The following is a 444-nucleotide window of genomic DNA, read 5'->3' on the forward strand; positions in this document are numbered from 1 at the left end:
GATTTGTACCGTTTAACGTCAATTCACCATATCTTACGAGCAAATGATCGTAGTGCATTATTTTAACAACTCCTTAACTTCTTCATATACTTGTTCAAATACTTCTTTAAATCTTTGAATATCCTCTTCAGTTGTATGAACTCCCATAGATATTCTTATACTAGCCTCTATTCTTGCATCAGGAACTCCCATTGCTAATAGCACTTCGTTAAGTTTCCCACGTTTAGATGAGCAAGCACTTGTTGTTGATATCATTACACCATGTTTTGAAAAAGCATTAACAAGCACTTCACCTTTAACACCTGGAAAGCTAACATTAATAATTTGGGGTGCACTATCCTTAGGGGAATTAATGTAAACGCCTCTAAATTCTTCTAAAAATGTTCTAACTGACTGATTCATTTTAATTAATTTACGACTGGCTTCATCTAAACGACCCATGGT

General features: G+C 34.5%; 1 protein-coding gene. It reads right to left on the reverse strand.

All coding sequences use genetic code 11. The annotated features are described in order from the left end of the window. Nucleotides 1–57: 57 nt before the first annotated feature. Nucleotides 58–444 (reverse strand): aminotransferase class V-fold PLP-dependent enzyme (locus tag HZY83_RS06120; protein ID WP_179943174.1); only part of this gene is annotated, 387 nt, incomplete at its 5' end.

The sequence above is a fragment of the Gemella sp. GH3 genome (assembly GCF_013415425.1).
Lineage (GTDB): Bacteria > Bacillota > Bacilli > Staphylococcales > Gemellaceae > Gemelliphila.